Here is a 6,000-nt window from a genome sequence, read left to right on the forward strand (position 1 = left end):
CCCTATTCGGCAACGGTGTCGTCACTGTCGTGTACCGATCGCATTGCAATCGGGCACGGATCTAAACCCTTATTTTAACGCGCTCTCTTGCGCCGAACCGGCGTCCACTTCGGCGGAGAGCGCTCTAGCGGGCGACGTTCTGGACCAGGGCGCCGTAATCCTTGGCTTGAGCCTGGAACGCCGCGAACTGGCTCCGGACGAACTCGGACTGGAGCTCGAAGGCCTCGCGCAGGTCCTTCGTGCGCGCAAGCTTCTGCGCGAAGTCGAAGGTCGCGTTGGCATTGGCCTGGGCGTGGTCGAAGCCCTTCGCGAGGGCCGCGCTGACGGTCGACTGGAAGGTCTGGCCCGAGACCTGGGCCTGCTCGGTGACCTTGACGGCATTGGCCATCAGGGTGCCGACGGCGTTGCGGGCCTGGTCGACGCTCTTCTCGGCGAAGTCGCGCATCTCGGTCGGCATCTCGAAATTCGGGGTCTGCATCTGTGTCTCCAGAACGATCATTGGAGCGGGACGCCAGCTGCGTCCGCCGTGACGCGCCTCTATATGTTGCACTGCAACAAGAAGTCAAGTGCATAATGCGGGGCTGGATACACCCTCGGGAGGATCGATAAAATGCCGAATCCAGGATCTCAGAAGGTTTTTCTCCGGACCCGGGCCGATACACCAGACCATCGGCAAAGCTTTGCCGTTTATAGAGGCTACCTGGATTGGCGATTTGGAGCGCGCATCCGTTTACAAGAAATCGTCCTGTTGTCCAGAGGGTCGGAACGGGTCGTGTATCCTGAATACATATTGCGGTGTGATGGACCTCACGGGCGTTCCAGCAGAGCCGGCAACGGGCGATGCTGCACCGCACCCGTATCGCGTGCGAGCTGGCCGTACAGCGTCCGGAGTGCGGCCGCATGGGTCGCCAGCGTCATCGGCGCAGCGCGGGCTTCGGCATAGGCCCGCGCGCCGAGGCCTCCGGCGCAGGCATCGTCCCGCAGAGCCGTGAAGGCGGCCGTCAGGGCCCCGACCGCCGGGGCGACCACGAAGCCGGTCTGCCCGTGGCGGACCTTCTCGGCGGCCCCGGACCGGTCGGAGGCGACCACCGGGATTCCGGCGGCCAGCGCCTCGTAGATCGTGAGCGGACCGGTCTCGTACCAGCGTGACGGCGCGGCGAGCGCCCGGGCCCGGCGGCGCAGGATCTCCCAGACCGCGGCGGGGCTCTGCCAGCCGATGATCTCCACGCCGTCCCGGGCGCACAGTTCGGCCTCCAGGGGCCCGGCGCCGATGAACAGGGCCGGCAGGCCCGCCGCACGGGCGGCCTCGGCGACCAGATCGGCGCCCTTTTCGCGGGTCAGGCGCCCGACATACGCGATCGCATCGCCGCGGTGGGGCTCGGCCGGCGGTCCCTCGGCGACCCGGACCGGGTTGTCGATCCGGTGGTGGGTGAGGGCGTCGGCGCCGAGAAGGTCGCCCATCCGCCGCCGGCTGGCGTCGCTGACATGGACCACGTGGAGCGGCAGCCCCCGCATCGCCTGCCGCAGCGCCACGGTCCGGGCGACGCGCACCAGCTTGTGGGCGCGGCTGCGCGCATCGCAGGGCGCCGCGATGCAGGCGGCCGACAGGGGCTTGAGTCCGCAGGGTTCAGCCCGGTCGAAGCGGTAATAGACCCCGTTCGGGCAGGCCAGGGCATAGTCGTGCAGGGTGACGATGACGGGCACGCCCGCCCCCGACAGGACCGGGAAGATCGCCGGCGACAGGGCACGGGTCCATTGGTGCAGGTGGATGCAGTCCGGCCGCTCCGGCAGCGCGGCGAGCGCCGCGGCGAGGCTGCGCGCCGCCGCCGCGTGCCAGATCCCGGCCGCCGCGGCCTTCGCGCCGCCGAGCGACCAGATGTCCGGCAAGCCGAGCACCACCCGCCGGATGTTTGCGTGATCGAGCAACGGGTCGGCCGCGCCCGCAACCGCCTGGAGGTAGGTGACCGAGACGCCGGCCTCCGCGAGCCCCCGGGCCGATTCCAGCGCGACCTTCTCGGCCCCGCCGCTGGCGGACGCGAACTCGGCCAGGATCACGACGTGCATGCAAACGGCCCCGGTCTCGACAGCCGGGATCATGGCGAAAACCAGTTTACGGGGGATCAACCGCGGGTCGTTACAACGCTCAATCCGGAATTAGAGCGTCGGAAACCCGACCATGCACGTCGTCCTCGTCGCAGACCACGCCTCGATCAATGGCGGACAGGCCAAGGTGGCGATCGAATCCGCCCTGGGGCTCGCCGCCCGCGGGGTCCGGGTGAGCCTGTTCGCCGCCGTCGGCCCGGTGGATCCGCGGCTCGAACCCGCCGGCATCCGCGTCGTCTGCCTGGAGCAGGACGATATCGCGACGACGCGCAACAAGCTGGCGTTTGCCGCGCAGGCGATCTGGAACGGCCCGGCGCGCCGGGCGCTCGCGCGGGAACTCGCCGCCTGCGACCCGCGCGACACCGTGGTCCATGTCCACGCCTTCGCCAAGGCGCTCTCGCCGTCGATCGGCACGGCGCTCCGGGCCTCGGGCCTGCCCTGCCTCTACACGATGCACGAGTTCTTCCTGGTCTGCCCGACCGGCGGCTTCTACGCCTATCCGGAGCAGAAGATCTGCCACCGCACGCCGATGTCGGCCTCCTGCATCGTGGCGAATTGCGACGCGCGCAGCTACCCACGCAAGGTCGCCCGCATGGTCCGCCATATCGGCCTCACCCAGGTGGCCCGGCTGCCGGATCTATTTTCTCACGTCATCACGATCAGCGACCTGCAGGAGCGGGTCGTGCGGCCGCTGATGCCCCCGGGGACGGCGTTCCACCGGGTCGACAACCCGATCGCGGTGGCGCAGGCGCCGCTGCGGGACGGGCCGCCGGGCGATGCCCTGTTCGTCGGGCGGATCTCCACCGAGAAGGGCGCGCCGATCTTCGCCGAGGCGGCGCGGCGGGCGGGGGCGCGGGCGGTGTTCGTCGGCGACGGGCCCGAGCGGGCCGCGCTCGCGGCACGCTATCCCGAGGCCGTCATGCTGGGCTGGCGCGATGCCGCCGGCGTGCAGGCCCTGATGCGGCAGGCCCGGGCGCTGGTCTTCCCGAGCGTCTGGTACGAGGGCCAGCCGCTGACCGTCTACGAGGCGCTGGCCTGCGGCGCGCCGGTGATCGTCAGCGATGCCTGCGCGGGCCGGGAGGCGGTGGTCGACGGCGAGACCGGGTTCTGGTTCCGCTCGGGCGACCCGGAATCGCTGGCGACGCATCTGCGCAGCCTGTCGGACGATAGGCTCGCCACCCGGATGGGCCGGGCCGCCTACGCGCGCTACTGGGCGGCGCCGCTCAGCCTCGACGCCCATCTCGACCGTCTGGCGCGGGTCTACGAGACCGTGATGCGCGGCGCCGATGCCCGTGATCCGGTCGCCGCCGCGGCGGCCGAGCGGTCGATCCCGGCGACGTGAGCGAACGGGGGCCGGATTGCCGCGCGGTCCCCGAAAGATCGGAAACACCCGCCGCCGCCCGCGTTGATGCGCACCGGCACCTTGCGTGCCCCCGTCACGGACGAGCGACCACCATGGCCGACGAGCAGAAGCAGAACGAGACCAAGCCGGGCTTCCAGCAGGGCAGCGCCAAGCCGGGCGACAACGCGCATCCCGACAACAAGCAGGAGAAGCTCAACGAGCGCCTGGACGACGCCCTGGAGGAGACCTTCCCGTCGAGCGACCCGGTCTCGGTGAAGATCACCAAGTAGATTTGGGTTTCCAAAGGGCCTGGGGCCCTTTGGCGGGGTGTCGGGGCAGAGCCCCGCCGCGGGGCAGAGCCCCGACGCGGGGCAGAGCCCCGACGATGCCGGGCGGCCGCGTAGCCGCCCGGTCCCTCACGCGGCTTCGAGCAGCCGGCGGGCGATCACCTGGGCCTGGATCTCGGCCGCACCTTCGAAGATCGACAGGATGCGCGCGTCGCACAGGATCCGGCTGACCGCGTATTCCAGCGCGAAGCCGTTGCCGCCGTGGATCTGGAGGGCGTTGTCGGCCGCCGCCCAGGCGACGCGGGCGCCGAGCAGCTTGGCCATCCCGGCCTCGAGATCGCAGCGCTTGCCCTCGTCCTTCTCGCGGGCCGAGAAGTAGGTGAGCTGGCGGGCGATGTTGATCTCCACCGCCATCATGGCGAGCTTGTCGGCCACCCGCGGGAAGCTGACCAGCGGCTTGCCGAACTGCACCCGCTCCTCGGCATAGCGCAGGCCGACATCGAGAGCCGACTGGGCGACGCCGACGGCGCGCGCCGCGGTCTGGATGCGGGCCGACTCGAAGGTCTGCATCAGCTGGGCAAAACCCTTGCCCTCGACCTCGCCGAGCAGGTTCGCGGCCGGGACCTCGAAGCCCTCGAAGGCCAGCTCGTATTCCTTCATGCCGCGGTAGCCGAGCACCTCGATCTCGCCGCCTGACAGGCCCTGGACCGGGAAGGGATCCGCGTCGGTGCCGCGGGGCTTCTCGGCGATCAGCATGGAGAGGCCCTTGTGGCCCTTCTCCTCGGGCTTGGTGCGCACCAGCACGGTCATGATGTCGGCGCGGACCGGATGGGTGATCCAAGTCTTGTTGCCGCTGATCTTCCACGTGTCGCCGTCCTTGACGGCCTTGGTGCGCAGGCTGGCCAGATCCGAGCCCGTGTTCGGCTCGGTGAAGACGGCGGTGGGCAGGATGTCGCCCGAGGCGATCTTGGGCAGGAAGCGCTGCTTCTGCTCCTCGGTGCCGCCGCACAGGATCAGCTCGGCGGCGATCTCCGAGCGGGTGCCGAGCGAGCCGACGCCGATATAGGCCCGGGACAGCTCCTCCGAAACCACGCACATGGCGGTCTTGGACAGGCCCATGCCGCCGTATTCCTCGGGGATCGTCAGGCCGAAGACGCCGAGCTCGGCCATCTTGGTCACGATCTCCATCGGGATGTAGGCGTTCTTCAGGTGCCACTCATGCGCCTGATCGACCACCTCGGCCTTGCCGAAGCGGCGCATCTCGGAGCGGATCGCCTCCATGTCCTCGTCGAGGCCCGAGGCGCCGACGGTCGCCGCGCCGCTGCCGTCGCGCATCTGGGCGACCAGGGCGGCACGGTTCTCGAGGGTATTGCCCTCGGCGATCAGGGTCTCGACCGCATCGGTGCGGTACTGCGCCACCTCCTTGGCGGTGAGGCCGAGCGAGCCGATCGGGCGGACCATCTCGCCCTGGCTCATCGGGATGCCGGAGAACAGCTGATCGAGATACTCGCCCGCGCCGATCCGCACGAGGAGCGACTCGGTCTCGCCGAACCGGCCCTCGGCCTGCAGGCGCTCGGCGTAGCTGCCGAGTTCGCGGACTGCCTCCGCGTAGGTGGCGAGCCACGCGAGGCCGTGGGCGGCGTGCTGCTGGCCTTCGAGCTTGGCCGCGTCGATCCGCCCATCCGTCCCGAGGATCCGCGTGCGGACCCGGCGGGTGGCCTCGGCGGCCAGCGCCTTGGCGCTCTCGCCGGCGGCCTTGGTGAGGGCCACGAGATCCTGCGGCTCGGTCTGGATGGCGGGGGATGCGGACATGGTTTTTTTGCTCGCGTGGCGTTTCTCTGGATCGTGTCTTTTAACCTGTCTGCGGCGCAAGCCGAAGCAGATTTCGTTTGTCGCGTCTTGAACTGAAGTTGAAGAGCGGGGGACTTCGAACACAATCCGGCCGATGCGGGCGGCCTGATCGTGTCAGGCTTTACGCAACGATCCTTGGAAACCGGACGGCGTCAGACCCGGGCTTCTCCCTCCCCCCTCTGCGGGGGGCTAAGCAGGTTTCGCAAAAGTGGCCACCGGTTTTGTGACAAAAACCTGTGACATAACAAAGAGCTAAGCAGATGAGGCGTTGGCTTGCCCACGGTACACGACTCACAAGGCTGGGAGGCGTTTTGGGCATCGATTGGCCCAGAGGGTCGCTGCGCTTTGAGGGGCATTGAGGAGATCGCCGCGTAGGGCATCGAGGCCGGTGCGGAACCAGGATTTCCCGCGCCGCCC

Annotated in this window: 5 protein-coding genes; 2 read left to right on the top strand and 3 right to left on the bottom strand. The window is 69.3% G+C overall.

From position 1 onward, the window contains the following. Positions 1-124 precede the first annotated feature (124 nt). Positions 125-478 (bottom strand): phasin, encoded by a 354-nt coding sequence (locus MKK63_RS27970; RefSeq protein WP_243917650.1) that lies wholly within the window; start codon positions 476-478, stop codon positions 125-127. A 329-nt stretch (positions 479-807) separates the two neighbouring features. Beyond that, positions 808-2,064 (bottom strand): glycosyltransferase, encoded by a 1,257-nt coding sequence (locus MKK63_RS27975; RefSeq protein ID WP_244007304.1) that lies wholly within the window; start codon positions 2,062-2,064, stop codon positions 808-810. Positions 2,065-2,176: 112 nt separating this feature from the next. On the opposite strand from MKK63_RS27975, the gene MKK63_RS27980 reads away from it, so the two are divergent. After that, positions 2,177-3,445: a glycosyltransferase family 4 protein gene (locus tag MKK63_RS27980; protein WP_244007291.1), complete on the top strand. Its 1,269-nt coding sequence runs from the start codon at positions 2,177-2,179 to the stop codon at positions 3,443-3,445. 113 nt (positions 3,446-3,558) lie between these two features. Continuing rightward, positions 3,559-3,735 (top strand): hypothetical protein, encoded by a 177-nt coding sequence (locus tag MKK63_RS27985; protein ID WP_244007293.1) that lies wholly within the window; start codon positions 3,559-3,561, stop codon positions 3,733-3,735. 126 nt (positions 3,736-3,861) lie between these two features. Here the strand turns inward: MKK63_RS27985 and MKK63_RS27990 are convergent, their stop codons facing one another. Beyond that, positions 3,862-5,544 carry an acyl-CoA dehydrogenase family protein gene (locus MKK63_RS27990; protein WP_244007295.1) on the bottom strand — a complete coding sequence of 561 codons (1,683 nt, stop codon included), beginning with the start codon at positions 5,542-5,544 and terminating at the stop codon, positions 3,862-3,864. Between the last annotated feature and the right edge of the window lie 456 nt (positions 5,545-6,000).

Origin of the sequence: Methylobacterium sp. J-088 (assembly GCF_022829295.1) — a bacterium.
Taxonomy (GTDB): Bacteria; Pseudomonadota; Alphaproteobacteria; order Rhizobiales; family Beijerinckiaceae; genus Methylobacterium.

Bases quoted from the DNA above. Each gene is read 5' to 3' on its own strand.
- MKK63_RS27970 (WP_243917650.1), bottom strand. From the start codon at position 478: ATGCAGACCCCGAATTTCGAGATGCCGACCGAGATGCGCGACTTCGCC.
- MKK63_RS27975 (WP_244007304.1), bottom strand. From the start codon at position 2,064: ATGCACGTCGTGATCCTGGCCGAGTTCGCGTCCGCCAGCGGCGGGGCC.
- MKK63_RS27980 (WP_244007291.1), top strand. From the start codon at position 2,177: ATGCACGTCGTCCTCGTCGCAGACCACGCCTCGATCAATGGCGGACAG.
- MKK63_RS27985 (WP_244007293.1), top strand. From the start codon at position 3,559: ATGGCCGACGAGCAGAAGCAGAACGAGACCAAGCCGGGCTTCCAGCAG.
- MKK63_RS27990 (WP_244007295.1), bottom strand. From the start codon at position 5,544: ATGTCCGCATCCCCCGCCATCCAGACCGAGCCGCAGGATCTCGTGGCC.